Below are 22,965 nucleotides of genomic sequence, written 5' to 3'. Positions count from 1 at the left end.
CACTTGCAGCAGTCGTACGCCCAGCCTGATTTTGTTTGTCTCGTGGTCATGGGGATTTCTTACTTCGCGCGATAACGGCCTGGCAAAAGCCTTTTCCGAATACGGTGAGATTATAATTATGGTTCTTGTCAGTTTGGAGTAGTCCCTGCCGGGTTAACGCATCATGACAGAACGTCAACTCATCAATATTTATGCCCTGAGAATAGATATACGCCCGCCTAGCCTCGCTATCCATGAACGTACCCGCGCCGTATTTTTTGGCGCCTTCTGCGCGATCTTCGCGATAAGCAACGGCCATTCCCTCTGACCCATAAAGAGATAGTGTTAGGGCATCCTTTGGTGAAAGTTTGGCAATCACCTCAAAATAGATAGGACGTATTTCCTTATCGTCTCCTGAAGCCGCTTTCGCGAGTAATGTTGACCATAGATCAAGAATTGCGTCATCAGTGACCCCATCGGCATTTCTCATAATATCAGCAATCAAACGCGGCGAGGCCTTGTCTGATACCGTCGCACCCGCTTCGTGTATTTTTCGCTCTGCTTCACTGAAAAGCACTCTACGGCTGTATCGTATGCCGCTATCCCAGACCTTGTCGGCTAACCGCTCCAGCAGGTGGGACGGGTAGCCACCAGTTGCCGCGTCGACATGGTGAAAAAATTCTATGATTTGGTTAGATGGGTCGCTCATATCTTATGATTAACGGCAGTTTTCTCCTTGTACAGCCACCCTCGCTTGTACTAAGATTTCTGCATGCCGAAAGCCCTGAAATCCCGCGCCGGACTCGGCGATACTCTCCGCCGCTTTTCCACTCCGAAGCCTTCGAGAAAAACGGCGTTCGTTGTGCCTCGTGCGGAGGATAATTCGCTCACGCCCGAACGGGTGGCAAAGCCGGATTATGAATGGCAGGGCAAGAAGCGGATCAAGCTGAATACCGTCAACGCGCTACACATGGCTGGCGATATTGATGGCGCCGCAGTAACCGCAGCCCAGTGGTGGATTTGCGACTACGTATTCGCGCATCATGGGTATCTGGATATCCTGAGCGATGTCCTGCCCACCGACTATGTGAAGGGCGATGTTCACACGTTTGCAATCTCGCGCGGTCACGCTGCCGAGCGGATTGGCATGATCCGCGACCGCCTGGGGCTTTGTGCTCACGTTCGTTTGGAAATGTTACTAGCCCGTGAGCTGTCATTCTCAGCAATGGCTGAAGCGTTGGTGCCAGAAAAGGCCGCTCACGGTCGCCGGATTATCTCCGGCCAATGCGCGCTCGTGCTTGAGCAGCTCTCTGATGCGTATGCGGTGGTACGTCGGGAGATACGGGGGGACGTCCAGAGACAGAAAGCTCTTGTACTTGGACCCAGTGCCTGATACGGTTGGACAACACTGAATAATTGCGCCTACAGCGCAAGAAGCTTCCCGGACAATCAAGCGCATGTCGCTACCATCCGTCAAAATTGGCGACGTGGTGCGTTGGCGTGGTTCTGTCCATGTGATTGCGTATTTACAATCAGAAAGCGCGGTCCTCTGTCCTGTTCTGCCGACAAGAACGGTCCGACATCGTGCCGATATCCTGATCGAATTCCCGGAGGCGCTCTATCTCGGCGTAACAGATGGTGCCCTGATCCGGTGCAAGCCGTTCATATTTCGGGATGCTTTCAAGTTGGCAGTTGATGGGGCGCTGTCCCCTGCTCTGTTGCGTCGCGTTCATCATGCGATTGATCGAGAAATGGATGCGCGGAGGGTTGAGGCAGGCTTGCCTGAGTATCGAGTGAGGTAGTTATGGTGAGGAAGAAGGTCGACGCACCAGCTCCGGAACCCTCTCGAATTGATATCGCCAGCGCATGGGACGGCGTGCTTGTTCTTCTGGAAGAAGGATTGACGCTTCGGGAAATCTGCAAGCGTAGCGACATGCCCACATGGGAAGGATTACGGAAATTTATCCGTAAAGACCCCGGCCGAGTTGCACAGTACGCACACGCGCGTACCGCGGGCGCGGAGGCGTTAGAGGATGAGCTTCTCCACGCCGCCCGCTCTGCGGGTCCTGAGGATGCCGCGGCCCGAAGGTTGCAAGTTGATGCGCTCAAATGGGTGATGAGTAAGCGAGCCCCCAAGGTATACGGTGACAAGATCACGCAGGAACACACCGGCGCTGACGGTGGTCCATTGGAGTTCACAGAAATTCGAAGGGTGGTCGTAGACGTACCCAAGAAGGATTGAGCATGACGAAGGCGCTGGAAATACCCACAGCGCGCGTCTTCCTTCCCCTCCTAAAGCCGAACCGGTACAAAGGCGCATATGGTGGCCGAGGATCGGGCAAATCGCACTTCTTTGGCGGCCTGACCGTTGAAGAGCACTTGGCCATTCCGGGTCATCGCACAGTCTGTATTCGCGAAATCCAGAAATCGATTGCGCGTTCGTCCAAACAGTTGATCGTGGACAAGATCAACCAGTTTAACCTGAACCGGCATTTCGATGTTCAGGATCAGGTCATTAAGACACCGGGGGATGGCCTGATCGTCTTCCAGGGCCTCCAAAACCACACGGCTGACAGCATCAAGTCGCTGGAGGGCTTTGACCGCGCGTGGATCGAAGAGGCGCAGTCGATCAGCTCATATTCATGGCGGATGCTGCGGCCGACACTTCGTAAGCCGGGTTCAGAAATATGGGCATCGTGGAACCCGGCATCGTCTGACGATCCGATTGATGATTTTTTCCGGGGCGAAGGCTCTGACCGCGCCGATCTGACGGCTGTTCGGGCCAACTGGTCTGATAACCCGTGGTTCGACGACGGCACGCTGCCAACTGAGCGTGAGGAAGATCAGAGGGCGCGGCCAGACGAATATGACCATGTCTGGGAAGGTGATTACGTCACCATCTCGGATGCGGTGATCTTCCGTAAGCGCGTCACGGTCGATGATTTCGAGACGCCAGAGGACGCCCGGTTTTTCTATGGATTGGACTGGGGTTTCTCTCAGGATCCGACGGCGGTCGTTCGGTGCTTCATCCGCGATGAAGTGCTGTATGTAGATTATGAGGCCGGCGGAACAGGTATCCATCTGGATGAACTGCCCGCCGTTCTGGATGAGATCCCCGGAACGCGGCGCTGGCCCATCAAGGCTGACTGCGCCTCCCCTCAGAACATCAGTTTCATGGCGACCCGCTACCGCTACAACATGACACCCGCCAAGAAGTGGCCGGGGAGTGTGGAAGACGGGATCGACCGCCTGAAGGCGTTCAAGCGCATTGTTGTGCACCGCCGTTGTCCGCGCATCGCTGAAGAGTTCCGCAAGTACGCATTCAAGGTTGATCCAAAGACTGAAGAGGTCCTTCCGGTCATTGTGGACGCCTGGAACCACTGGATTGACGCATTACGGTATGCCCTAGACGGCATCATTCAGAATCGCCGCTCCATGCCCTCCTTCGCAGGGTACAAATCAAGGACACGTTGATGAAACACTGGTTCAGCCGCAACCGGGAGCGCAAGCCGTTGCCCGAGCGGCGCGAGCCTGTGCTTCCACGTAATGAACGGCGTCTCAACCTACGATCGTTCCGCCGAGATGGTGGAGAGACAATGCCTACTGACCCGCGTGACGCGTTCGACGCTTACAAGCCGCCGAAGGGTGTTCGTGGTGAAGCTCCTGCCGCTTTGGCTATGGACGGTGACGATCTGGCCCTGGTCGGTGACATGACGGGATGGGCGGCTACCGCCTCCCCGATCATGCGCGATTACTTCGAGGATGGTCTGGCCTTCCTCGGCTATCCACAGCTTGCGCAGATGGCACAGCGGGCAGAGTTCCGCAAGCCTTGCGAGGTCATTGCCCGGGAAGCAGCTCGCGAATGGGTCGAGATCCGTTCGGATAAGCAGGGTGGCGATGAGAAGGACAACGAGCAAGCCGCTGATCGCATCAAAGAAATTGAGCGCGAATTTGAGCGCCTGAACGTTCGTCGCGTGATCCGCACGCACGTCCTGCATGGCCTGCTGTATGGCCTTGGGCATGTGTGGATCGGAATTAAGGGCGCACCCATCACGACGGAAGGGCAGTCCAAGCCGCTCGTTATCGGTGAGAACGGCATGGGCAAGGGCTCTCTAGAGCGCCTCGCCAATATCGAGCCGATCTGGACCACGCCCAACAGCTACAACGCGAACAACCCGCTGGCGAAGAACTTCTACAAGCCGGACAACTGGTGGGTCCTCGGCACGATGGTGGATAGCTCCCGCCTACTGACCACGATCCCCTACCCTGTTTCACAGATCCTGGCGCCTGCGTTCAACTTCGGCGGCCAGTCTCTTACGCAGCTTCTGCGCGCCTACGTTCACAACTATCTGGCCACGCGCAACAGCACAGCTACCATCGTCCGCAATTTTTCCAAGTTAGTCCTGAAGACGGACATGACGGGGAATATGCAGACGGATATCGGCCCGGGCATGGACGCTCAGCCGCTGCCCTACGGCGATGTGGATATGGCCTCCGTGCAGGGTCGCGCTGCGTACATGCAGGATGTGGCCGAGGGCCAAGACACAATCGTGGTGGATAAGGAGCGTGAAGACGCCTCCATCATCGCCACACCGCTGTCCGGTCTCGATAGCTTGCAGGCGCAGGCAATGGAGGCAATGGCCAGCATCCCCGGCATCCCGCTGGTGAAGCTGTTCGGCATCCAACCGCAGGGATTGAACGCATCCTCAGACGGGGAAATTCGCGTCTTCTACGACGAGATTTCCGCCTTTCAGGAAGCCCATATCCGACCCACGCTTCAGACAATCTTTGAAGCGATCCAGATCCATCTCTGGGGCAAGATTGACGAGGATATTTCCTTCCGCTTCGTGCCGCTCTGGCAGATGGACGAGAAACAACTCGCCGAGATCGAGAAAATCAAGGCTGATCTAGGAGCTGTGAACATCACGGCCGGGGTGACTTCCCCCGAGGAAGAGCGAGAGCGCCTGTCCACGGATGAGCGCAGCATTTACCGCGGCGTAAATCTCACCGGGCCGCCGCCTGAGCCGCCCGAACCCGAGCAAATGCCTGACATGGAAAGCCTGCTGAAGCGGGGCGAGGAAGAGGAAAATTGACCCAGCTCCGCTGCACATCGGCAACCGGGAAGGCCCTCAAGCCAACCCGCGCCAGTGCTGCGCTCGAAGCGGCCTACTACCGTGATCTGATGCGCCTCATCCGGGAGATGGACGACAGCCTGACGTACTGGCTTCAAGCCAACTACCGCAAGCACGAAAGCGCTATCGCGCAGGATAGCGTCGCGGATCAGCTTCAGAAGGTTATGGATCGGCTGATTGGCCGCTGGAGAACCCAGTTTAGCGAAACGGCGCGAGGCTTAGCCAAGAAACAGTCCAAGCGCTGGCAGCAGCACGCGGACACGTCCTTGATGGATAAGCTCAAGCAAGCTGGTTTTGCCGTGAAGTTCCGGCCTTCAAAGGCTGTAGCAGACACTCTGGATAGCGTTATTAATCAGAACACAACGCTCATCAAAAGCATCGCTGACCACCACTTGAACGAAGTGGCGGACATGGTGCAACGCTCGGTCATGGCAGGACGTGATCTGGCAACACTGACGGCAGAGCTGAAGGAGCGCTACGGCATCACACAGCGCCGAGCAGCCTTTATTGCACGAGACCAGAACAACAAGGCCACGTCGTTCATAACGCGGACACGACAGATCGAAATGGGGCTGACTGAGGCGATCTGGTGTCACTCAAGCGCCGGCAAGCATCCGCGACCGATGCATGTGAAGGCCGGACGCGAAAGGCTTCGGTACGACATTCGCAAGGGCGCCGATGTGGACGGCGACGGCAAGCTAATATTCCCTGGTGAGGAACCGAACTGCCGCTGCACGTCTCAGGTGATTATTCCGGGGTTTGATGATTAAATTCCACGCACTTTGTTAAGGGCGTCAGCCAGTTCTTTTCCGCTCCGGTCTAAAAACTCAGACCCTGGTTGACTGGGAAGTTGGCGATACAGCTCCAATACAGCATCGGCGGTCGCTTCCAGTAACTTCCGTTCGTCTTCAGTCACAACGGCTCTCCTAAAATGACAAACACAATCATGGCCCTTGACCGGTCGGTGCGACGCATCGATGGGGACGGGCATCTGCACGTTGAGCGTTGTGTGCTCAGCGCGGCTGTAGTCTCACCCTATTACGGACGAGAGATCAACGGGGCCGAACGTCTGGGGCTGGAACCGGACACCATCTACTGGATGTATCGGGACGCCGATGCCTTGCGGGATGCCGCATCGAGCATGAATGGCAAGCCGCTGATCGAGATCCATCAGCCGGTCAGTGCAGACGATCACCCGCGCGAAATCACGGTTGGTTCTGTCAACAACGCGACATTTCAGGCGCCTGACCTGATTGGCGAACTCGCCATTTGGGATGGAGACGCGATCAAAAGAATTCAGGACGGTTCCAAGCGGTGCGTGTCAGCTGGATACGCCTACGAGACCGTCCCTGAGACCGGTGAGATCAACGGACAGCCCTACACGCTGAAGATGGTCAATATCCGCTTCAACCACCTCGCCTTGGTGGAAGAGCCACGCGTGAAGACCGCCATCATTGGCGACAGCGCACCACCCAACAACACGAAGGAAGCGAGCATGGCTGCCCACAAGCCCATGTCCACAGCGGGCCGCATCGCGGCGGCCATCCGTTCCGGTCGCCTTGCCATGGATGCGTCTGAAGAAGACGTCAAGAAGTGCATGGACGAGGACGAGACTGAGGAAGAGAAGAAGGCCCGCGAAGAGAAAGAACGCGCAGCCGCCGATGAAGAGGCGAAGAAGAAAGAGGACGAAGAGCGTAAGGCTGCTGACGAAGAAGCCAAGCGTGAGGCGGACGAGCAGAAGGCCAAAGACGAGGAAGAGCGGAAAAAGGACGACGATAAGAAGGCTCAAGACGCCGCCGTCGATGCCAAGATCAAGCTCGCGCTCGACAATCAGCGCCGCGAACTGCGGGCAGCACAGGACGCTCGTGAAGCCGTTCGTCCTCTCGTCGGCGACGTCATTGGTATGGACAGCGCTGGCGATATTTATCGCTACGCTCTGAAGCAGACCGGTCACGATGCGACTGGCGTTCATGACAGCGCTCTTCCCGCTCTCGTCAGCATGGCTATCGACGCCAAGCGCCCTGCCCGCCCCGTTCGCCTCGCCGCAGACAGTGCAGCGGACAGTGATTCCCCTCTGGCGGGCGCTTCAGCTCGCCGCAAAGCGTAAGGAGCGGCCCCGATGGGTTTCCCTACCAAGATCAATTACAACTGGGCAAAGGGTTTTCCAGGCGGCATCGCCTCCGCGAACCCGCGCCGCTCCGCCATTCCCGGACCGATGGGCTTTATTGCTGGCGCGGCTGGCGTCACGGTCGGCGTGTTCGGCTGGGTTCAGGCTGACGGCGTAACCGTTCTGAACAAGCCAATCGCCTCTGAAGCCCCGACCGGCTTCGTCCTGCGCGACCAGACGGGTCTCATCACGGCCTACCTCGGCGAAAGCACGATGCTGCTCCCGAGCGGCTTCAATGTGCAGCTTATGACGGGCGGCGATTACTTTGCTGTTTCAGCCGCGACCGCTGCAACGCCAGGACAGGCCGTCTACGCCTCCTCGACGGATGGCACGCTTCAGACGGGCGCAGCTGGTACGGCTCCTGAAGGCACAGTCGCAACGGGCTGGATCGTCACACAAGGCGGCGCTGCCGGTTCCACCATCATCATTTCCGGTGCGGTTGCGCCGATTGCAGGGAGCAACGAATAATGGCTTCGTTTCGTAACGATGCGACCCGACTTGCGCAGGACTGGGGCATCAATCTCCCGGGCGTGACGCATTACGTGGGCGAAAAGGGCAACGCATACGACGCGGCCCCCGTATTCGGCGCTACCACGGCACCAAATAGCGGCATCCCGGCCGTCATCAATACGATGGTCGATCCGCAGCTGATCCGTCAGCTCATTACGCCGACCAAGTCTGAAGAGATCTACGGCTCCCAGAAGAAGGGTGACCGCGCGATCAAGACGGTTATGTTCCCGGTCATTGAGGCTTCCGGCTATGCCGTGGCCTACGGTGACTATGAGCAGGCTGGCGACAGCTCAGCTAACGCGAACTGGGTCAATCGCCAGTCCTTCACGTTCCAGACCTGGGCTAAGTATGGCGATCTGGAAGCCGAGATGATGGGCATGGGCAACATCGACTGGGTTGCCGAACAGCGGACTGCTGGCGCTTCTGTGCTCGAAAAGCAGCAGAACCAGCAGTATCTGTTTGGTGTCACTGGCCTTGAGAACTATGGTGCCCTGAACGATCCTGCTCTACCTGCCGCCATTACGGCGTCGGTGAAGACCGGCACGGCCACGTCTTGGAGCAGCACGAGTGATCCGAACCTGATTTATCCAGACTTCGTGACCCTGTTCGCGGCTCTCAATAAGTCCATGATGGGCAACATAAACAATCAGACCCGTCTCAAGGTCGTTGCCCCCTCTGAGCTGTCTCAGGTTATGACCTACACCAATCAGTTCGGGATCACGCTTGAGGAAATGCTGAAAAAGGCATGGCCGAATATGGTGATCGAGTTTCTGCCAGAAGCCGGGGTCACCATGTCGGGCGGATACACCAGCGCTAACATCATGCAGATGTTTGCACCGGAAATTGACGGCGTCGAGACTGTTACTACGGCGTTCACAGAGCGCCTGACTATGGGGCGCCTAGAGCAGTATTCCACCAATGCACGTCAGAAAATGATGCGCGGCGGGTGGGGCACGATCTGGAAGCGTCCGATGGCTGTTGCCCAGATGGTGGGGATCTAAAGATGGCTGATACCGTCACCGTACTTTGCCGTATGCCGCATGGCTTGCGCTTGCGTATCTCCCATGAGGGAGATGCCGAACGTCGGGCTCAGCTTAGCGCGGACAAGCGCCCTGACCTGAGCCCGGTCGGCTACGTCAAGGAAATCGAGATCAAGGGTGCAAACCGCGCTCCTGATTATCACCCGAAGGACAACGTTCTGCTCGGCCGCGTCGGCCGTACGACGGTGGACAAGGCGTTCTGGGACGCCTGGCTTAAGCAGAACGCAGACAGCGATCTTGTGAAAAACAAGTGCGTATTTGCAGAGCAGACGGACGCGCGCGCTAATGCCAGAGCGGACGAGTTCAAGGCCGAGAAGACAGGGTTCGAGCCCCTCGATCCGGTGGAACTGAAGCGCAAGGGCCTCGCCGCTGCTGAAGAAGCTGCTCGGACACGGGCTTACGCCTGATGAGCGAAACGACCACGACGCAACCGGGCGTGGCTACGTTCGATTATGCGACGTGGTCACAGCTCTACCCTGGGCTTGGCGCCAGTACGAACGAAGCGCAAGCAACGGAGTACTTCGCTCAGGCCGGGGACTTCCTCAACAACACTCCTCGCAGCCCTGTGCAGGATCTTGTCAGGCGCACGCGTCTGCTCAACCTGCTCACGGCTCACATCGCGCAGCTCAACCTGCCGGTGGATGCTGGCGGGAATGGCGCGGGAACAGTGGGGCGCGTAGCAAGCGCGGCAGAAGGATCGACGTCAGTGTCTTTCGACATGGGTGCGCAATCCGGATCGTCCGCCTGGTTTATGCAGACCCAGTACGGCGCAATGTTCTGGCAGGCCACAGCCTACCTGCGACAGATGCGCTTTGTGCCGGGTCGGTCCCCTCGCCCGAGGATATGGCCCTGATGGCAAAGTCTGTTCTTAAAGGCTCAGCACGTGTCCAGGCGCAGTTGAACGGGATTGGTCGGGAATTGCAGGGCGGCTGGATGAAGCGGCTACTCAGTCGGGTTCTTCGTCGTACTCAGGCTCTTCCGCATCTCAATGCAGGCTTTCTGGAAGGGGCTGCTTATCCTGACGGAATGCCCGTGGCGGCCGTGGCATACTTCAATGAGTTTGGCACTGACCGCACCCCGGCTCGCCCCTTTATGCGGCAGGCCATTGCTAAAAATCAGGACCAGTGGCCGAAGCTTCTAGCGGCTTCATTGAAGGCAACTCAGGGCGATCTTGAGGAGGCGCTGGATATGACCGCCGAGCGGATCGTTGCTCAGATCCAGCAAGAGATCAGAACGCTCCAGTCGCCTCCCCTCAAGCCTTCTACGATTGCCGCCAAGGGCTTCGACAAGCCCCTGATCGACACTGGGCACATGCTGAACTCTGTCGCATCTGAGGTGGTCAGTGATTAACGTCTTTGCCATCGCGAACGCCGCCACGAGCGTCGTTAATCCGCCAATCTCTGCCGTTCTAAAGGTCTCAGATGGCGAGACGGACAACGACGATTTCAGCGTTACGCCTAGTACCATCGAAGTCGCTGTCACGATCAAAGTGCAGGCCCTCAGCGCCTCCGATCTGCGGCAGCTCCAAAACATTAACCAGTCATCCGACATGCGCGCCGTGTACATCAAGGGCGGTATTAAAGGCCTGAACCGCCCGTTGAAGACTGGGGGCGATCTCCTGAATTTCTACGGGTCGGACTGGCTCGTCACGCAGGTTCTGGAAGAATGGGGAGACGGCCAATGGTCCAAACTTGCGGTGACCCGACAAATCTAGCGTCCTCGGCCATCACCTACGAGCCGACTGACAGCGCCCTTTACAAAGCACTTGGGAATTACCTCAAAACCGTTCTGCCAGACCCGTTTCGCATACGTCAGGGGCAGCAGAACCGGACAGCCTCACCGACTGGCCCGTATTGCGTGATGCAGCTCATCACCATACGCCTCTTGGCAACGAATGGTTGGACTTACACAGACACGGCCCGCGTGGTTACGGAAATGCGTGAAGTGACTGTGCAGGTGAGCGCATTCGGCTCCGGGGCTGGCGATGCGCTCAAGCAGGTCTGTGGCCTCTGGCGCGATTTCTACACGACAGACTGGTTGCGGGCGAACGCGCCGATCTTGTCCCCCCTCACCGCCGCAGAGCCTAGACAGCTCGCGTTCGTCAACGGCGAGCGTCAGTACGAAGATGCCTGGTCGGTCGATCTGAAAATGCAGGTCAACTACCAGCGCACCATACCGCAGCAATTCGCCTCCGAGCTTCATGTGAAGACTTACGAGGCTGATCTTCCAACAACGCAGGAGTAACCGGCAGTGGCTGGCATCCCTATTTCCCAAGTGGTGAGCGTCACCCCCAGCGCACTGACTGCGGCTGGTGGCGTGGCATTCATCAACGGGCTGATCATCACCGAGAATACCACGGCCGTCCCTGCTGGTACCGTCGTAGAGTACACCTCCGCCGCCGCTGTCTCGACTGCGTTCGGTGCGACATCCACCGAAGCCCAGATGGCTGTTGTGTATTTCAGAGGTTACACTGGCGCTTCTCAGAGCCCGAGCAAGCTCTACTTTGCCGGCTATACTGCTGATACCGCCTTCGCTGCGTATCTCACGGCCCTCATCGGCACGACGCAGGACTTCGCAGGCTTCACAACGGCCTTCGAGCCAGCGTTGGCAGACAAACAAGCCATTGCAACGTGGGTAGGTACGCAGGAAGACCGGTTCTGGTACGTTGCCTGGGATACGGACGCTCAAGCCACAACGCAGGGATCTACCGAGGCTTTCGGCGTCTGGCTGGCTGGGCAGACGATTGACGGCACGACAGCGGTTTACAAAGACCCGCTTGTGGCGGCGGGTTGCCTCGGGTGGATGGCCTCCTTGGAATATGACGCCACGAATGGACGCTGGAACCTTTTCGGCTGCCAGTTCTCTGGGCCATCTGCGACCGTTACTGACGGGACGACCGCAAGTGTCCTGACAGCCAACGGCTATTCCTTTTACGGACAGCACGCCAACGGCCTTGGACGCTTTACCTTCCTGCGCGGCGGCGCTGTCTCCGGCCAGTTCAAGTGGGCAGACAGCTACATCAATCAGATCTGGCTGAATGCATCGTTCCAGTCCGATCTTGTGACGTTGCTTCTGAGCGCTGGCGATATCCCCTACAACACGCAGGGTGATGCGCTGGTCTCGGCCTCAGTGCAGGACACGATCAACCAGGCGCTTGCCTTTGGTGTGATCCGTGCGGGCGTCACCCTGACAAAGGCGCAGGCTCAGGAGATCAATAACAGCGCGGGTATAGCCATCTCTGACACCCTGCAAACACGCGGTTGGTATTTCCAGCCGAATGTTTCCACCGCTCCCACCACAACCCGCGTCGCTCGTGAGTCTCCCGCCTGTAAGTTCTGGTACACCGACGGCCAGAGCGTCCAGAGCATCAATCTTGCTTCCATCGAGGTGCAGTAATGTCCGGTATTATCACTTCGGCGGACGCCATTTACACGCTGACTGTCTCTTCCCTGTGGAGCGCTCCGATCACCCTTGAAAATTGGGGATCGGACCGCGGCTGGGAACAGGAAGCGCTTGAAATGGCCGAGTTCCGCATGTCCATCGATGGCAAGCTGAACAAGGGCTATGTGCCGCGCGCGGTTGTGCAGTCCCTCACCCTCTCCGCTGGCTCTGCCTCGATCCCCTATTTTGAGGCGATCATCACGGGGCAGCAGCAGAGCATGAGCATCTACACGCTCGGCGCTGAACTCACGCTGAAGTCTACCGGCCGGAAGTACACATTCACGAATGGCGGCCTGAGCAGCGGCACCGTTGCTCCGAATGGTGGCGGCACACTTGAGGACCGCACTTTCTCGCTGACATGGGAGCGGGTCTTCCCGGCAGGTATCTGATGAAGAGCATCGAATGGATCCCAACCTCCAGTGAGGATGAGGGCAAGAAGTTCGTTATCACGCGGATGTCTGCTTTCGCTGCTGACAAGTGGGCGCGTCATACCGTGAAGGCTCTCATCAAGTCTGGGGCAAAAATTCCGGATACCGCTATGGAGGCCGGCATCTTGGGGCTTTCAGGCGTTGCCATGCAGATGTTTGGCTTCATGGATGACGATGATTGCGATAAGGCGTTCCAGGCGATGCTGGATTGCGTGAAGATCAGCCGTCTTGCCCCTGATGGGAGGACGTATTTGCCTCCCGTACAGTTGTTTGAGAATGACATCTCAGACCCGCAGACCCTGGTGGATCTTCGCAGCGAGGCGTTCAAGCTGCACGTGGGTTTCTTCAAGGCCGCCGCGTCCCAGATTTCCCCTCTCGCGGCGGCCCTGATCCCACCAGCAAGCCCCGAAAACTCGCCCGCTTCGTAAATGTCTCAAGCGTTATGGGAACCGTCATGGGATCCGGGCAAGCCACCCTGCACGAACTCCAGACGGTCTATGACAGCGAGGACATGCTGCTGATGTGGGAAGCGGCAATGGTTTGGCGGTTTAATGGATAGGAGGGCACCAAAGTGAAACTCAAGATCATGCATGTAGTGGGACGCATTCTTGGCGTCCCTTTTAAGATCGGTGGCATCCCTTACGGAGCGAGTAACTTGCCTGAAGCCGACGATGAAGTCGGAAGGGGAAAAGCGTGAGCCTACCGGAGAGGAGGATTAGCTTTGAACCATTCATTCGTTCCTTCTTTTTCGTTTTCCCACCAGCTTTCGTCAACTAGCTCCGAAATGAAAAAATTTGTAGACGGGTCAACGAAAGTCATAAGCAGTTCAGTTAATTTTCTCGCAGACAGCGAGCTGCTCAGAAACCAAAGAGATTCTTGCACGCGCTGCGCTTCGTGGGCCTCAAAGTAATCCCAGAGTGGCTGATAATCTTGTGAGCCTTCAGTGTTTTTCAAATCGTAAGAGACAATGTACGAAGTCATATGCTTTCTCCAATATTACAGAGCGAGAACAGCAGCCGCTCCGGAGTCCGGTCAAACTGGCGGTTTAGTGGGTGGGTGGAGTGTCTTGAGCCACGTATATGCCGATTAGGCCGCTCTCTACTCCGTTCTTCATTGCAGCCAATTCACCATATTCCCGGCTCCAGAGCGTGTAGCCATGTCCACTAGACGATTTAATGGTGAAGTAAAATTTTGGCTTCAGCGCGAAGTACAGGGCAGTACCTGCAATTACTACCGCAACAAGTATTCCAAGTAGAATATTGTCAGTTGTATGGAATTGACCGTTATCATACGCGGAAAGAGCTGTGCCTATTGCTCCAAGTGCAGACGCAACGAAAATGATCCAATATATCGTGGTAGGTTGCTGCGTTACATTCATGAAGGCTATTTGGCGAAGCGGGAGGACCATTTCGCCAATTTTCACTGTCGTCTCACTGACTGACAAGTTGGCCGATTTGTAAAAGAGTTTCTGCTTCATAACGACTCCTAGTAATGTTCTGAAACATGCCGGAGTTTGAAGCAGATGGGGAGTCAGATTTCGGGCGGATTGGTTCCAGAAAGCCTTCTTGCCAATAACCAGAACGCGTGCCGCGCTTCGCTATCCATTGAGCGCCACATCCCTACAAGCTCTTGCTCTTGGCTACTTATGTCGTCGCTAGCTGCCAAAAGAAGTGGGATCGACGAATATGGCTTAAATGAAACGTCCAGTCGCTGAACGATTTCGGCGTTCATCGAGTGCGAGCGCTCTCCCGCAGCTTCCATGACGCGAGCATGCAGCTCCCTAGGGATGCGCAGATTCACGCGCTGATATTTTTCTTCCGAATCCATGAATTTCTCTTACACAGAAACTGTGCGAAAGTCATTGACACAACTTCACTGGCATGACAGTGTTCCTCTGTCGCAAGCAAAGGAGGCACCAATCAGCACCCCATTCCAAGACTGTCATCGTATGACGCTTCGGCTCCGGCCTGACGTGTACAACGCAGTTCGTCGTTCAGCCTTCGAGAATTTCCGAAGCATGACGGCAGAGATCAATGAGCTTTTAGTAGAAGCAATAAAAAAGGCGTCGGACCAGCCTGGCAGCAATCCCGACGCCTCAACCACCCCCCTCTGAAAAGGAAATGGCTATGAGCCACGATAGCACACAGGCAGTCACAATTTCCAGCGCTCTCTCAAATGGCGCTCCTACTATGTCTTCTCGTGAGATCGCTGACATCTGCGGGGCACGCCACAACGATGTTGTAGCTACGATTGAGCGCCTCTTCGAAAACGGGGTTTTACGGGAAAGTCGTAAAACTACCCGGACCTATCGGCCCGAGAAAGGTGGACGCCCAACAGAGGTCTATGACCTAACCAAGCGCGATACGCTGGTTGTTGTTTCTGGATATAATGATGAGGTTCGCGCCAAGATCATCGACCGCTGGATGGAACTTGAAACTTCAGTAGCCCCTGCCCCTACTAAACGCCCCCGCAAACCAGCCTTCGATGTGGCCTACCGTCGCTTTCTCTCTGTGGCGTCTACCCTTCCCAATGTTGACGAAAACCAGCGTTGCCTAATGGCAGCTCGTGGAACGCACGAACTGACGGGTATCAATCCGCTGGAACTGCTGGGCGCAACGTCCATCGCGGCACCCAAGGCGGAGAACTATCTGACGCCGACGCAGATCGGTGAAGAGATTGGCATGAGTGCCAGGGCAGTGAACGTGACACTGATCCAGCAGGGCTATCAGGTAAAGGTGACAAGTTCGGCGGTTGGGAGTGATTACGAGCCGACTGAGAAAGGCAAGGACGTCAGTCGCTTCTTTGATACGACCCGCCGTCACGGCAAAGGCTCTCAGCAGCAGCTCAAGTGGTCGCCTCGCATGGTGGCGATCCTACGCCCTTTCGCCAAGAAGCCGGAGGAAGTGTCATGAGCGCGCTGGCTTTGGCAGGAACTGCGGGTTTTCGGAATCGCTTCAAGCGCATTGATCACATGGGCCTCTACCCCGAGCTGAGGCGTGGGGACTATGTGATCTGGCAGGAAGTCCAAGGGTTCGTTCAGGAGGGTCTGTACGTTGTGGCAAATGGCCCGTTCGAGAACGTTTATCAGGTTCAGAACTGCGGCGGGAAGCTGACATTGCTCTGGCCTGATCGGGACATTGACCCAAAGACGCGAGAGCGGAAGCCAGGGATCGAACCCTTGGAATACTCTCTGGAAGATTTTGCGAAGTTCTGTCTTGGGTTTGTTGTTGCTACCGTAAAGGTGGAACATGAAGCCGCATTCTTGGGAGGCGAGACCTTAAAGGGCCGAACTTCCCGAGCACCTAAACGCAGTCTTGTAGCTGCCTAATACAGAAGCCGCCCCTCACCGGGCGGCTTTTTTATTGCCTGAAAGCCCGATATGCCCACTCTGCTAGACAGCCTCGTCATTCAGCTCAACCTTGACGGCAAGAACGTCGCAAAGGGCGCGCAACAGGCCGGGAAAAGCCTCAAGACGCTTGAGGGGCAAGCTGACCACACGGCGGGAACGCTATCTGAGGCTGGCAAGACTGCAGCTGATGGGTTCTCGCGGGCACGCACTGAGGCGTTGGCGTTGCTTGCTGTCTTTACGGGCGGCCGATCCCTCAAGGCATTTACATCCGAGATCACGCGGACCAACGCGGAATTGGGCTACACGGCGCAGCGCCTGAATATGGATCCGGGTAATCTGTACCGGATGCAGAAGGGCATCGAGGCCATGGGCGGAACAGCCGGTGAAGCTGCCGCGTCCATGCAGTCTATGCAACAGGCGCTGACGGACCCCGAAAGCGCCGCCCGGCTCATGAACACCATGGGTAATCTGGGCCTAAGATCTTCCGATTACATGAGCGCTGACGGCCAGAATATCACGGAAGATATTCTAAAGAAGCTTAACCGCTCGACGCAGGGGATGAACCAGATTGCCAAGAATAGTCTTCTTCAGTCACTTGGGTTTGGTCCCGGTGAGATTAACGAAATTAATCTGACCACACGTGCTTTCGACAAGCTTCAGGCACAACTGAAGGATACAGCCCCTACTCCCCAGCAAATCCGTGACAGCCAGCAGCTTTTGTCTGACTGGACGGCGATGACTGCTGAAACTGAAAAGCTGGGCCGCTCGATCCTTGGCGACTTGATGCCGGGGATTGATAAGGCGGTTACAGCTTTTACAGCATGGGAAAAAGCCAATGAGCCGCTTGCGAAGGAGATTGGAGAGACTGCTCTCGCCGTTGGGGGGCTGATTACAGCCTTAGGCGGCCTCGCAACCGCCAAGGGGTTATTGACGCTCCTGCGCCTTCCAAAAATGCTCTCTGTGGCGGGAGGTGCCGTTGAGGCAGGTACTGGATTGGGCCTTTTAGGCACCGCGGGCGTAATGGCTGGCGGCTTAATCGCGGGAAAAGCCACGGAGACGGGCGGCCCTGTTGAGCAGTGGGCAAAGCGCAAACTCGGAGACAGTAATGCTGTTCGCTGGTTTTTTGGCGATCATGAGCGAGGAAGCGCAAAGCAGGCGATGACTATGCTTCAAGGCATGGGCTTTAGCCGGAATGCGGCACTCGGTGTGGTCGGCAATATTGCTCAGGAAAGTCGGTTTGATCCCAATGCTCGGGGCGATCACGGCACAGCATATGGCCTTGGCCAATGGCACAATGATCGCGTGGAGGAAATCCTAAAAGGCACCGGGATTGATGTGCGTGACGCCTCCTTCGAGGATCAGATCAAGGCGTATGCCTGGGAACTGAAGCATGGAACAGATGGGGGCGCACGTAAGGCGGGTCGCCTTCTGGATAATCCGAATATTAGTGCTTGGGACGCGATTCATGCTGTCCGCGCTTACGGCGAGCGCCCTGCCGACGTAAATGGGACGGAGGATTACAATCGTTATTTACTCGCCACTCAAGCCGCCTCTCCTCCTCAACAGACGGCCCAGAACAAAACAGAGATCCACGTAGGAGACATCCACGTCACGGCCCATGGCAATGCCAATGGCCAGCAGATCGCTCGGGACGTGCACACTGAGCTGAAGCGCATTCTTCCTCACACAGCAGCAACGGGACTGGCCTGATGGCTTTTGAGAACGTAACCATGCCGTCCATCTGGGATATCCCGGTTGCCGTAGGCGTCCCTGCCCTGCTCGGCCAGTCTATCGGCGCGGACGTGGATGCTTCGGCGTCTACTGCTTTGGCTGGTGTCGTTCAAAGTTGGACGATCAATCAGGCCGCGAAGAAATGGGGCATCTATCAAAATACAAGAGATCCCCTGACTGGCCAGACGGGGACAGAAAATGTTTTGTCTGCCGCTCACGTACACGGTGTTGAATATGAAAGTAGCTATGCGGTTTCGGATGCGCCGTTAGAAGACGGAGGCTTCACATCCTACAATAAGGTTAAGGCGCCGTATAACGCTCGCATTCTGTTAGTGTGCGATGGGTCTGAGGCTGGCGAAAGCCTGATCCTTTCACAGATCAAGACTTTAATAAGCCAAAACGGCGTCACGGCAGACCTTTCGGTCCGACAGGATTTCCTGAACACATTAGATCGTATCGTTGCGGACACGAACCTCTATCATGTTGTCACGCCTGAACGGACGTACATCAACGCCAATATTGTTGGATATCGCTGGCGGCGTACGAGCGAAAACGGCGTTACTATGCTGATGGCAGAGGTTGCTTTGCAGGAAGTCCGGAAAACTGCCTCATCCACCTTCACCAAGACAGCGAAGCCGCAGGGTGCGTGCGTTATTCAACTCGGAACAGTGCAGACGACTGATGCGAGCCAGGCCGTTACAGATAGCGTCTCGAAACTGCCAATGTTTGCTACAGGAGCCGCAGTGACATGACGTTTCAAATTGTTCCCCTGAATGAAACTGCGTCTCAAACGATCAAGGTGATTTTAAATCAGCAATCAGTTCGTTTGGATGTGTATCAGCGATCAACCGGGTTGTTCATGAATGTCTGGCTGAATGGAACCCAGATTGTGGCAGGAGCCATCTGCCAAAACCTCAACCCCGTCGTGCATGCTGATTATCTTGGTCTCGGAGGTGATTTTGTCTTCGTGGATACGCAAGGATCTGATGATCCGACTTACGATGGTCTGGGAAGCCGGTATGTTCTTGTCTGGGGTGCATTCTCATGACGGCTGATGCCATAGCCTATGCTCCGAAGCTCCAAACAAGCTTTACGAAGAAGCGTATCGACGTAACCTTTCATATCCCGACCGGGTCCATAGCGCCCGGGAGTGATGCGGATACCGTAAAGCTGACCGGACATCGTGTGCGTGCGACGGTCACGATGGCAGGGTATTATCCAGGTTCGCAGCTTTCTCTCCGTATCGAGGGCATGACGCTTGCAATGATGAACCGGCTTTCGGTGGTTCAAGCCATGGTTAACGCCCAAAACCATATCTGTATTCGCGGATCAACAGCGAGCGTCACCGTGCAAGCCGGAGATGATACGTTCGGATTGAGCTTGATCTTTCGAGGTACGATCGCTGAGGCGTTCGTGGATTTTTCGGGGGCACCGAACGTGGCTTTTCAAGTGCTGGCGTGGGACAATCAGGCCGCAAAACTCGACCCTACCGCACCAACTTCTTATGCTGGTACTGTGCCCGCTGCGACGATTTTCTCCGATTTGGCAAACCGCGCAGCGAAAGCATGGCCAGCCAATGATCCGACACGGCCATCAGGCGTCTTTAACAATCACAGCGTGACCGAAACCGTGACGAATTTCTACGGGTGCGGAACCGTTATGTCGCAGATTGATCACCTCGCCCGCACCATCGGCGCGGCTTATGCGTGGGACGTCGATGGCGCACTAAACGTCTGGTCCAAGGGCGACAGTACAGACCCAAGCCGCATTACGACAAAGATCAACAAAGGCACGGGGCTTATTGGATATCCAGCTTACAATCAGAATGGCGTAGCGTTCACCTGCCTGTTCAACCCTACCTTGCGATATAGGGTTCCGATCCGGCTGGAGAGCGAATACCTGCCTCAAGGGTGGGTAGACAATGAGATGGGACAGTCCATTCCCAAGCTTCCAGCAACAGGCGTTTGGTCGCCTTACACCATTACCCATGATATCGCATCCGAGACCCCGGGAGGCCCCTGGTTCTCATATGTTGCGGCCGTTACTGGCGTTGTTCCGCAGGCAAGCACAGCATGACAAATCCAAGCTTTTCCAATTTCTCAGCACAAGGCTCTGACACTGGCGCTTTGGAAACGCTTATTCGAAAAAGTTTGTCGGACTTGGGTACCAACACCCTCGTGCAGGTCAAAGCGGTCCACCCAGGCGACGGTATCGTTGGCAAAGTGGATGTACACCCGATGGTCCACCAGCAAACAAGCGATGGTGTTTCGGTGCCGCACGGGACAATTTACGGCGTTCCTTACCTGCGCATACAGGGCGGCGCATGCGCGATTATCGTTGATCCAGTAGTCGGCGATATCGGATACGCAATCATCTCAGGGCGCGATCAGTCTAACGCGGTCGAGAGCCGAGCGCCCTCTTCTCCAGGTTCCTTCCGGCAGCACTCCATGGCGGATTGTGTTTATGTGGGCGGATTTCTTGGCGCGGCGCCGACCCACTATGTGCAGGTTACAACTGACGGCATCCGCCTCGTGACGACTGGTAAAGTGACGATTGAGGCATCCGAAGTGGATATAAACTGCCCAGTGAATGTGAGTGGCCCGATTACTGCTACTGGCGACATAACCGGCAATGGCATTTCGTTGGACAATCATATGCACGGCGGCGTGCAGTCGGGCTCAGGCACCACGGGCAAGCCCCAATAACGCTTGTACTTGGACCCAGAACAAACTACTGTCCGTATAAATCCCCATATTCGCGCACTGCGCGGGATCTCTCATGAAATCGCTGCTTCTGGACAGAACCACATGGGATCTGTCTCTTGATGCTGACCGCAATCTGGCTGTCTGCACTGAGGGATATTCGATCCTTCAGGACGTGGCGTGTGCTGTTCGAACGTGGTCGGGAGAGTGCTGGTACGATACCAGCCTTGGCCTGACTTACGACAATGGGATCTTCAACGGCTCAACGCCAATGGCTCTTTTGAAATCCCAGGCAGAAGCCGCAGCCCTCGCCGTACCTGGCGTCTCTTCTGCTCAGTGCGTTCTGATAGGCCCCCGCCCCGATCGCTCACTTGGCGGCGCGATTGCGGTGACATTCACGTCCGGAGAAATTGCCAGTGTCCAGTTCTGACGCAACAACGTCGGTCCCGGCCGCATCGCTCACGGATGCGGGGTTTGTGGCCCCGGCTGAAACAGATATTCTCGCTGGCGTCCAGGCCGATATCACGGCAGCTCTTGGTGGAAACGTTAATCAGGCACTGACGACGCCGCAGGGCCAGCTCGCCATGAGTGAGGCGGCCATCATAGGCGATTGCCTCGATCAGATCCTTGGCGTCTTCAATGGGGTTGATCCGCGAACGGCTTCAGGGCGGATGCAGGACGCAATCGGGTATATCGCTTTCCTGACGCGCAATGCGGGCGAGACGCGAGCCGCTTTTGAATATCGCCGCCAGAACAGCGTGGCGCAAAATAGCATTGGAGCCAATGCCTCAATTCTTGGCGCCATCCTCAGCATCGACGGTGTAACGGATGCCTACGTCACGGATAATCCGAACGGGACTTCGCTGCTTACTGGCGGCGTGACGTTGGACCCGCACAGCCTTTACGTTTGCTATACCGGGAGTAATGTCGATCCCGCTGCCGTGGCTCTCGCAGTCATACAGCGAAAATCGCCCGGGTGCGGATATACTGGGTCCAATAGCATTACCATTCAGGACCCGGCCGCCGTCTATAATGGCAACGGCCCAAAGTACATGGTGAAGTACGACCTCGCCATTGATACGCCGATCTACTTCAACGTGCAGATCGTCAATTCAAACGCCGTTCCTTCTACGGCTTTGGGGCAAATTCAAGATGCGATCATCACCGCCTTCTCTGACGGAACGGCAACGCAGCCCCGGCAGGGCTCAACCATTCTTGCCGCGCGGTATTACTGCGCAGTCGGAAACGTTGCGAATTGGGTTCAGCTTGAAGGCATCATGATTGGCACGACGTCTGCGGCTGGCGAGCAGCGGATTGACCTGAATATTAATCAAGCGCCTTCGATCTCCGCTGCGAATATCACTCTGACACTGGTGTGACATGCTCAACGTATCAGAGACGATCCTTGCGCAGTTCGCAAACAGCCCTTCTCTCAGGACGATCATTGAAGGCTTTAACCAAGCCATAGACCCGAGGGAACTGACAGACGCATGGTATGACAGCGTCTGGAATCCGCAGACTGCCGTGGGCTGGGGATTGGATGCCTGGGGCCGGATCGTCGGCGTCAGCCGCGTTCTTCAAGTTGCAAATATCGGGTTTTTTGGCTTCTCCGAGGGTGCGCCTGACTCTCTCACGTTTGGTGAGGGCGTTTTTTATAACGGGTCTGGTGCCAGTTCCAATTTCAGCCTGACAGACGATGCCTTTCGGAGGCTGATCTTCGCCAAGGCGGCTGCCAACATCTGGAACGGATCTATCACAGGTCTGAATGCCATCCTGATGATGCTCTTTGGAGACAAAGGCCAATGCTACGTCTCAGACAATCAGGACATGACGTTGACCTATGTGTTCGAGTTTTCGCCAACAGGAGTGGACCGATCAATTATCGGTTCAGGAGTGCTGCCTCGCCCCTGTGGAGTGAGTGTGAATTACATTTTCATTCCCGCAATTGATTATGACACCGACTTCGGGCCCGATATCCAATGAAGCAATCTGACTTTCCGTCGAAGATCATCATTCCCTTTGCCGGGAATGCTTCCAGCTCTTTTGTTCGGGACATCCCGCAGACGACGACAGACCAAGCAGCGGCATCCTTTGACCAAGGCTTCCCGGCCAACACTTTTACGAACACGGCTGCGGGGGGAACGCCTCCCGACGGGAAAGACTTCAACGGTATCCTTCGCATCATAACAGGTCTTCTTCGGCAGTATTGTCTCGGATATGTGCCGGTATTTGATGCGACCTATCAGACGGAAATCGGCGGTTACCCAAGCGGATCTCTCATCCAGGACGCCACGACAGCCGGTGTTTATTGGCAATCAACAGCAGATGCGAACACTACTACGCCGGGAGCAACTGGCGCGTCGTGGGTCCGGTTCGGCCTTTACAAGGCGACCCCGAGCACCCTGATCCAGACGTCCAACACAGGGAATATGCTCGTCCCCGCTGGCGTCTATTTGATGCGTTTCCGTTTGCGTGCAGGCGGTGGC

32 protein-coding genes and 1 pseudogene are annotated in these 22,965 nt (G+C 56.3%); 28 read left to right on the top strand and 5 right to left on the bottom strand.

The features are described from left to right. Positions 1 to 46: 46 nt before the first annotated feature. Complete coding sequence (locus ABF979_RS12065) at positions 47 to 688, bottom strand: Abi-alpha family protein (protein WP_415560060.1); 642 nt, start codon at positions 686 to 688, stop codon at positions 47 to 49. Positions 689 to 751: 63 nt separating this feature from the next. Between ABF979_RS12065 and ABF979_RS12060 the strand changes: the two genes are divergently transcribed. From ABF979_RS12060 to ABF979_RS12035, 6 genes are all read left to right on the top strand, one after another. Next, a complete protein-coding gene (locus ABF979_RS12060) occupies positions 752 to 1,372 on the top strand; it encodes a hypothetical protein (RefSeq protein WP_415560058.1) in 621 nt (206 codons plus the stop codon). A gap of 64 nt (positions 1,373 to 1,436) precedes the next feature. Continuing rightward, positions 1,437 to 1,781 carry a hypothetical protein gene (locus ABF979_RS12055; protein ID WP_415560057.1) on the top strand — a complete coding sequence of 115 codons (345 nt, stop codon included), beginning with the start codon at positions 1,437 to 1,439 and terminating at the stop codon, positions 1,779 to 1,781. Between the two features lie 2 nt (positions 1,782 to 1,783). Continuing rightward, positions 1,784 to 2,221: a hypothetical protein gene (locus tag ABF979_RS12050; RefSeq protein ID WP_415560056.1), complete on the top strand. Its 438-nt coding sequence runs from the start codon at positions 1,784 to 1,786 to the stop codon at positions 2,219 to 2,221. Between the two features lie 2 nt (positions 2,222 to 2,223). Beyond that, positions 2,224 to 3,453, top strand: coding sequence for a PBSX family phage terminase large subunit (locus tag ABF979_RS12045; RefSeq protein ID WP_415560054.1), 1,230 nt, complete (start codon positions 2,224 to 2,226; stop codon positions 3,451 to 3,453). Then, positions 3,453 to 5,072 carry a DUF1073 domain-containing protein gene (locus ABF979_RS12040; RefSeq protein ID WP_415560052.1) on the top strand — a complete coding sequence of 540 codons (1,620 nt, stop codon included), beginning with the start codon at positions 3,453 to 3,455 and terminating at the stop codon, positions 5,070 to 5,072. The genes ABF979_RS12045 and ABF979_RS12040 overlap by 1 nt, the downstream gene beginning before the upstream one ends. Beyond that, positions 5,069 to 5,881, top strand: coding sequence for a phage minor head protein (locus ABF979_RS12035; RefSeq protein WP_415560050.1), 813 nt, complete (start codon positions 5,069 to 5,071; stop codon positions 5,879 to 5,881). Before ABF979_RS12040 ends, ABF979_RS12035 begins: the two co-directional genes overlap by 4 nt. On the opposite strand, the gene ABF979_RS12030 is transcribed toward ABF979_RS12035, so the two are convergent. Further along, the gene (locus tag ABF979_RS12030) at positions 5,878 to 6,027 is read right to left on the bottom strand and encodes a hypothetical protein (RefSeq protein WP_415560048.1); all 150 of its coding nucleotides are present in this window, start codon (positions 6,025 to 6,027) and stop codon (positions 5,878 to 5,880) included. The two genes, ABF979_RS12035 and ABF979_RS12030, sit on opposite strands and share 4 nt — an antisense overlap. A gap of 15 nt (positions 6,028 to 6,042) precedes the next feature. Here ABF979_RS12030 and ABF979_RS12025 point away from each other — a divergent pair, with 15 nt between their 5' ends. The 11 genes from ABF979_RS12025 to ABF979_RS11975 are packed head-to-tail and all read left to right on the top strand — an operon-like array spanning position 6,043 to position 13,125. Then, positions 6,043 to 7,218 carry a DUF2213 domain-containing protein gene (locus tag ABF979_RS12025; protein WP_415560046.1) on the top strand — a complete coding sequence of 392 codons (1,176 nt, stop codon included), beginning with the start codon at positions 6,043 to 6,045 and terminating at the stop codon, positions 7,216 to 7,218. Between the two features lie 12 nt (positions 7,219 to 7,230). Further along, complete coding sequence (locus ABF979_RS12020) at positions 7,231 to 7,746, top strand: hypothetical protein (protein ID WP_415560045.1); 516 nt, start codon at positions 7,231 to 7,233, stop codon at positions 7,744 to 7,746. Beyond that, positions 7,746 to 8,789, top strand: a complete 1,044-nt coding sequence (locus ABF979_RS12015; RefSeq protein WP_202207468.1) for a hypothetical protein — start codon at positions 7,746 to 7,748, stop codon at positions 8,787 to 8,789. Before ABF979_RS12020 ends, ABF979_RS12015 begins: the two co-directional genes overlap by 1 nt. Before the next feature lie 2 nt (positions 8,790 to 8,791). After that, a complete protein-coding gene (locus ABF979_RS12010; RefSeq protein ID WP_415560043.1) occupies positions 8,792 to 9,235 on the top strand; it encodes a hypothetical protein in 444 nt (147 codons plus the stop codon). Then, positions 9,235 to 9,681, top strand: coding sequence for a DUF4054 domain-containing protein (locus tag ABF979_RS12005; protein WP_415560041.1), 447 nt, complete (start codon positions 9,235 to 9,237; stop codon positions 9,679 to 9,681). The genes ABF979_RS12010 and ABF979_RS12005 overlap by 1 nt, the downstream gene beginning before the upstream one ends. Further along, the gene (locus ABF979_RS12000; RefSeq protein ID WP_415560039.1) at positions 9,681 to 10,178 is read left to right on the top strand and encodes a hypothetical protein; all 498 of its coding nucleotides are present in this window, start codon (positions 9,681 to 9,683) and stop codon (positions 10,176 to 10,178) included. Before ABF979_RS12005 ends, ABF979_RS12000 begins: the two co-directional genes overlap by 1 nt. Then, on the top strand, positions 10,171 to 10,542 hold the full coding sequence (locus ABF979_RS11995; RefSeq protein WP_415560037.1) for a hypothetical protein: 372 nt from the start codon (positions 10,171 to 10,173) through the stop codon (positions 10,540 to 10,542). Before ABF979_RS12000 ends, ABF979_RS11995 begins: the two co-directional genes overlap by 8 nt. Further along, on the top strand, positions 10,509 to 11,072 hold the full coding sequence (locus tag ABF979_RS11990; RefSeq protein WP_415560035.1) for an LIC_12616 family protein: 564 nt from the start codon (positions 10,509 to 10,511) through the stop codon (positions 11,070 to 11,072). The genes ABF979_RS11995 and ABF979_RS11990 overlap by 34 nt, the downstream gene beginning before the upstream one ends. Positions 11,073 to 11,078: 6 nt before the next feature. Further along, a complete protein-coding gene (locus ABF979_RS11985) occupies positions 11,079 to 12,224 on the top strand; it encodes a DUF3383 family protein (RefSeq protein ID WP_415560033.1) in 1,146 nt (381 codons plus the stop codon). Continuing rightward, the gene (locus ABF979_RS11980; protein ID WP_415560031.1) at positions 12,224 to 12,658 is read left to right on the top strand and encodes a phage tail fiber protein; all 435 of its coding nucleotides are present in this window, start codon (positions 12,224 to 12,226) and stop codon (positions 12,656 to 12,658) included. Before ABF979_RS11985 ends, ABF979_RS11980 begins: the two co-directional genes overlap by 1 nt. Then, a complete protein-coding gene (locus tag ABF979_RS11975; protein WP_415560029.1) occupies positions 12,658 to 13,125 on the top strand; it encodes a phage tail assembly chaperone in 468 nt (155 codons plus the stop codon). Before ABF979_RS11980 ends, ABF979_RS11975 begins: the two co-directional genes overlap by 1 nt. A gap of 271 nt (positions 13,126 to 13,396) precedes the next feature. Here ABF979_RS11975 and ABF979_RS11970 read toward each other — a convergent pair whose 3' ends face one another. The 3 genes from ABF979_RS11970 to ABF979_RS11960 all read right to left on the bottom strand — a co-directional run bounded on the left by ABF979_RS11970 (position 13,397) and on the right by ABF979_RS11960 (position 14,524). Beyond that, positions 13,397 to 13,678, bottom strand: coding sequence for a hypothetical protein (locus ABF979_RS11970; RefSeq protein ID WP_415560027.1), 282 nt, complete (start codon positions 13,676 to 13,678; stop codon positions 13,397 to 13,399). 64 nt (positions 13,679 to 13,742) lie between these two features. Further along, positions 13,743 to 14,174 (bottom strand): DUF6232 family protein, encoded by a 432-nt coding sequence (locus tag ABF979_RS11965; protein ID WP_415560026.1) that lies wholly within the window; start codon positions 14,172 to 14,174, stop codon positions 13,743 to 13,745. 53 nt (positions 14,175 to 14,227) lie between these two features. Further along, on the bottom strand, positions 14,228 to 14,524 hold the full coding sequence (locus tag ABF979_RS11960; protein ID WP_415560024.1) for an Arc family DNA-binding protein: 297 nt from the start codon (positions 14,522 to 14,524) through the stop codon (positions 14,228 to 14,230). A 299-nt stretch (positions 14,525 to 14,823) separates the two neighbouring features. Here ABF979_RS11960 and ABF979_RS11955 point away from each other — a divergent pair, with 299 nt between their 5' ends. The 11 genes and pseudogenes from ABF979_RS11955 to ABF979_RS11905 all read left to right on the top strand — a co-directional run. Next, positions 14,824 to 15,609, top strand: coding sequence for a Rha family transcriptional regulator (locus tag ABF979_RS11955; RefSeq protein ID WP_415560022.1), 786 nt, complete (start codon positions 14,824 to 14,826; stop codon positions 15,607 to 15,609). Further along, positions 15,606 to 16,025 carry a hypothetical protein gene (locus ABF979_RS11950; protein WP_415560020.1) on the top strand — a complete coding sequence of 140 codons (420 nt, stop codon included), beginning with the start codon at positions 15,606 to 15,608 and terminating at the stop codon, positions 16,023 to 16,025. The genes ABF979_RS11955 and ABF979_RS11950 overlap by 4 nt, the downstream gene beginning before the upstream one ends. 51 nt (positions 16,026 to 16,076) lie before the next feature. Beyond that, complete coding sequence (locus ABF979_RS11945) at positions 16,077 to 17,756, top strand: phage tail tip lysozyme (protein WP_415560018.1); 1,680 nt, start codon at positions 16,077 to 16,079, stop codon at positions 17,754 to 17,756. Continuing rightward, positions 17,756 to 18,529, top strand: coding sequence for a phage baseplate protein (locus ABF979_RS11940; RefSeq protein ID WP_415560016.1), 774 nt, complete (start codon positions 17,756 to 17,758; stop codon positions 18,527 to 18,529). The genes ABF979_RS11945 and ABF979_RS11940 overlap by 1 nt, the downstream gene beginning before the upstream one ends. After that, complete coding sequence (locus tag ABF979_RS11935) at positions 18,526 to 18,825, top strand: phage baseplate plug protein (RefSeq protein WP_415560014.1); 300 nt, start codon at positions 18,526 to 18,528, stop codon at positions 18,823 to 18,825. Before ABF979_RS11940 ends, ABF979_RS11935 begins: the two co-directional genes overlap by 4 nt. Beyond that, positions 18,822 to 19,853, top strand: coding sequence for a baseplate hub protein (locus tag ABF979_RS11930; protein ID WP_415560012.1), 1,032 nt, complete (start codon positions 18,822 to 18,824; stop codon positions 19,851 to 19,853). Before ABF979_RS11935 ends, ABF979_RS11930 begins: the two co-directional genes overlap by 4 nt. Positions 19,854 to 19,936: 83 nt before the next feature. Then, on the top strand, positions 19,937 to 20,482 hold the full coding sequence (locus tag ABF979_RS11925) for a baseplate assembly protein (protein ID WP_415560010.1): 546 nt from the start codon (positions 19,937 to 19,939) through the stop codon (positions 20,480 to 20,482). A 73-nt stretch (positions 20,483 to 20,555) separates the two neighbouring features. Then, positions 20,556 to 20,909, top strand: a complete 354-nt coding sequence (locus ABF979_RS11920; protein WP_202207485.1) for a hypothetical protein — start codon at positions 20,556 to 20,558, stop codon at positions 20,907 to 20,909. Beyond that, on the top strand, positions 20,896 to 21,858 hold the full coding sequence (locus ABF979_RS11915; protein WP_415560008.1) for a hypothetical protein: 963 nt from the start codon (positions 20,896 to 20,898) through the stop codon (positions 21,856 to 21,858). The genes ABF979_RS11920 and ABF979_RS11915 overlap by 14 nt, the downstream gene beginning before the upstream one ends. Before the next feature lies 1 nt (position 21,859). Next, positions 21,860 to 22,462: a DUF2612 domain-containing protein gene (locus tag ABF979_RS11910; protein ID WP_415560006.1), complete on the top strand. Its 603-nt coding sequence runs from the start codon at positions 21,860 to 21,862 to the stop codon at positions 22,460 to 22,462. Next, positions 22,459 to 22,965 (top strand): annotated as a pseudogene (locus ABF979_RS11905) (hypothetical protein); the annotation flags it as partial. The gene ABF979_RS11910 and the pseudogene ABF979_RS11905, both read left to right, overlap by 4 nt.

This window comes from Gluconobacter sp., assembly GCF_047723935.1.
Classification (GTDB): Bacteria; Pseudomonadota; Alphaproteobacteria; order Acetobacterales; family Acetobacteraceae; genus Gluconobacter.
This window is presented reverse-complemented; position numbering and strand designations above follow the sequence as displayed.

Bases quoted from the DNA above. Each gene is read 5' to 3' on its own strand.
- ABF979_RS12065 (WP_415560060.1), bottom strand. From the start codon at position 688: ATGAGCGACCCATCTAACCAAATCATAGAATTTTTTCACCATGTCGAC.
- ABF979_RS12060 (WP_415560058.1), top strand. From the start codon at position 752: ATGCCGAAAGCCCTGAAATCCCGCGCCGGACTCGGCGATACTCTCCGC.
- ABF979_RS12055 (WP_415560057.1), top strand. From the start codon at position 1,437: ATGTCGCTACCATCCGTCAAAATTGGCGACGTGGTGCGTTGGCGTGGT.
- ABF979_RS12050 (WP_415560056.1), top strand. From the start codon at position 1,784: ATGGTGAGGAAGAAGGTCGACGCACCAGCTCCGGAACCCTCTCGAATT.
- ABF979_RS12045 (WP_415560054.1), top strand. From the start codon at position 2,224: ATGACGAAGGCGCTGGAAATACCCACAGCGCGCGTCTTCCTTCCCCTC.
- ABF979_RS12040 (WP_415560052.1), top strand. From the start codon at position 3,453: ATGAAACACTGGTTCAGCCGCAACCGGGAGCGCAAGCCGTTGCCCGAG.
- ABF979_RS12025 (WP_415560046.1), top strand. From the start codon at position 6,043: ATGACAAACACAATCATGGCCCTTGACCGGTCGGTGCGACGCATCGAT.
- ABF979_RS12020 (WP_415560045.1), top strand. From the start codon at position 7,231: ATGGGTTTCCCTACCAAGATCAATTACAACTGGGCAAAGGGTTTTCCA.
- ABF979_RS12015 (WP_202207468.1), top strand. From the start codon at position 7,746: ATGGCTTCGTTTCGTAACGATGCGACCCGACTTGCGCAGGACTGGGGC.
- ABF979_RS12010 (WP_415560043.1), top strand. From the start codon at position 8,792: ATGGCTGATACCGTCACCGTACTTTGCCGTATGCCGCATGGCTTGCGC.
- ABF979_RS12005 (WP_415560041.1), top strand. From the start codon at position 9,235: ATGAGCGAAACGACCACGACGCAACCGGGCGTGGCTACGTTCGATTAT.
- ABF979_RS12000 (WP_415560039.1), top strand. From the start codon at position 9,681: ATGGCAAAGTCTGTTCTTAAAGGCTCAGCACGTGTCCAGGCGCAGTTG.
- ABF979_RS11990 (WP_415560035.1), top strand. From the start codon at position 10,509: ATGGTCCAAACTTGCGGTGACCCGACAAATCTAGCGTCCTCGGCCATC.
- ABF979_RS11980 (WP_415560031.1), top strand. From the start codon at position 12,224: ATGTCCGGTATTATCACTTCGGCGGACGCCATTTACACGCTGACTGTC.
- ABF979_RS11975 (WP_415560029.1), top strand. From the start codon at position 12,658: ATGAAGAGCATCGAATGGATCCCAACCTCCAGTGAGGATGAGGGCAAG.
- ABF979_RS11970 (WP_415560027.1), bottom strand. From the start codon at position 13,678: ATGACTTCGTACATTGTCTCTTACGATTTGAAAAACACTGAAGGCTCA.
- ABF979_RS11965 (WP_415560026.1), bottom strand. From the start codon at position 14,174: ATGAAGCAGAAACTCTTTTACAAATCGGCCAACTTGTCAGTCAGTGAG.
- ABF979_RS11960 (WP_415560024.1), bottom strand. From the start codon at position 14,524: ATGGATTCGGAAGAAAAATATCAGCGCGTGAATCTGCGCATCCCTAGG.
- ABF979_RS11955 (WP_415560022.1), top strand. From the start codon at position 14,824: ATGAGCCACGATAGCACACAGGCAGTCACAATTTCCAGCGCTCTCTCA.
- ABF979_RS11950 (WP_415560020.1), top strand. From the start codon at position 15,606: ATGAGCGCGCTGGCTTTGGCAGGAACTGCGGGTTTTCGGAATCGCTTC.
- ABF979_RS11945 (WP_415560018.1), top strand. From the start codon at position 16,077: ATGCCCACTCTGCTAGACAGCCTCGTCATTCAGCTCAACCTTGACGGC.
- ABF979_RS11940 (WP_415560016.1), top strand. From the start codon at position 17,756: ATGGCTTTTGAGAACGTAACCATGCCGTCCATCTGGGATATCCCGGTT.
- ABF979_RS11935 (WP_415560014.1), top strand. From the start codon at position 18,526: ATGACGTTTCAAATTGTTCCCCTGAATGAAACTGCGTCTCAAACGATC.
- ABF979_RS11930 (WP_415560012.1), top strand. From the start codon at position 18,822: ATGACGGCTGATGCCATAGCCTATGCTCCGAAGCTCCAAACAAGCTTT.
- ABF979_RS11920 (WP_202207485.1), top strand. From the start codon at position 20,556: ATGAAATCGCTGCTTCTGGACAGAACCACATGGGATCTGTCTCTTGAT.
- ABF979_RS11910 (WP_415560006.1), top strand. From the start codon at position 21,860: ATGCTCAACGTATCAGAGACGATCCTTGCGCAGTTCGCAAACAGCCCT.